Consider the following 1,754-nt stretch of genomic DNA (forward strand, 5'->3'; position numbering starts at 1 on the left):
GCCGCGTACTCGTCGGCCGGCGGGCGCAGCCGGGCGCCCCTCGGCCGGGGCGGCGCCCAGCGGGCGGTGGGGACGCCGGCCACCGGCCGGACGGTCGCCATCGACACCGGCCGAGCCACCGTCGAGGCGGGCCGGACCACGCGGGCGGCGGTCGAGGCGGCCCGACGCACCCTGGGCGCGGCCAGCGCGCGGCTGATCCGCCCGCGCAGCCGGCGATCCCGCAGCCCGTCCAGCGCCACCCCGGCCACGGCGGTGGCCACCGCCGTGGCCACACCGGCCAGCACCAGCGTCTGCCGCGGGCCGGCGTGCTCGGAGAGCCAGCCGAGCAGCGGAGCGCCGACCGCGGCGGAGACCGAGCCGGTGACCGCCAGCGCGGCCAGCACCCGGCCGCGCATCGCGTAGTCGGTGTCGAGTTGGGCCCGGGTGCCCACGGTGGTGTCGATGATCACCGCGGCGGCGGCGATCGGCAGGATCACCGCGGCGAAGCCCAGGGTGCTCGGGGCCAGGCCGGCGCCGATCTGCAGCCCGCTGGCCAGCAGGCCCGCGCCGACCAGGACGCCGTAGCCCAGGTGCCGGCGGCGGGCCGCGACGAACGCGCCGAGCACCGTGCCCACCGCGAAGACCGTGGACAGCACGCCGTAGCCGGCCGCACCAGCGCCCAGCGGCCCCTCACTCATCGCCGCCATGGTGACCTGGTAGTTGCGGCCGAGGCTGCCGAGCACGAAGGACAGGGCCAATGCGACCAGCACCACCGGCTGGCGCAGCAGGTAACGGAAGCCGGCCCGGATGCCGCCGTCGGCGGGCTCCGCGTCGGCCGCCGGCCCGCCGGTGTGCAGCTCGCGCTCCCGTACGGCGAACAGCGCGGCCAGCACCGCGACGAAGCTGGCCGCGTTGATCGCGAAGAGCAGGGCCGGACCGACGGCGGCGACCACCACGGCGCCGGCGCTCATGCCCAGGATGCGGCCGGCGGAGTGGGTGAGCGACCCGAGCGCCAGGGCGTTGCCCAGGCTCTCCCGGTCCACCAGGGTCGACGTCCAGCGACCCATCACCGGCCCCTCGATCGCCGAGACCGCGCCGGTGGCCAGCGAGATCGCGTAGATCGCCGGCAGGCCGCCGGTACCGGTGACGGCCACCACCGCCAGTCCGGCGGCCAGCGCCGCGTGGGCGGCCTGCGCGGCGATCAGCAGTGGCTTGGCCCGCAGCCGGTCGGCCAGCGCCCCGCCCCAGACGCTGAGCAGCAGCGTGGGCAGGGCCTGAAGGAGGACGGCGAGGCCCATCGAGGTCGCCGACCGGGTCTCGGCGAGCACGTACCAGTTGACCCCGAGCACCTGCATCCAGGTGCCGACCACGGACACGAAACCCGCAGCGGCCCAGATCCGGTAGTTGCGGTGGCGCAGCGCTGCGAACGTGGCACCCACGGGCCACGACCTCCCCGTACGACGGCGACTGACGACGCCGACCCGCTCGGTGGTTCGGCGGTCGCCAAGTCTGGCGGCCGGCAAACCGATCCGCCCCTGTTCGTGAGGGGGTTCACCGGGCGCCGTCGCAGACGAGCACAGGCTGGAAGAAATCGGGCAGCCGTCCGGTCACCGGCACCTCCCCCGATCGACCAGGCCACCGGCACGGACGGCGGACCGGGACCCGGCCGCCCGGCGCCGTCGATCCTGGTAGGAAACAGCCCCCGGAGGGGCCGCTTCCTACCAGGATCGGGCCGGTCAGCGGGCGGCGAGGGGTTCGGTGGCGGGATCCACCGG

The 1,754-nt window shown here is 76.4% G+C and carries 1 protein-coding gene; it reads right to left on the reverse strand.

Annotated elements, in window-relative coordinates; translation table 11 throughout:
- Positions 1 to 1,418, reverse strand: a 1,418-nt coding sequence (locus DLJ47_RS34675) for an MFS transporter (RefSeq protein ID WP_233258182.1), incomplete at its 3' end; no start/stop codon positions are given.
- Between the last annotated feature and the right edge of the window lie 336 nt (positions 1,419 to 1,754).

This window comes from Micromonospora sp. S4605, from assembly GCF_003176715.1.
Taxonomy (GTDB): Bacteria; Actinomycetota; Actinomycetes; order Mycobacteriales; family Micromonosporaceae; genus Micromonospora; species Micromonospora echinaurantiaca.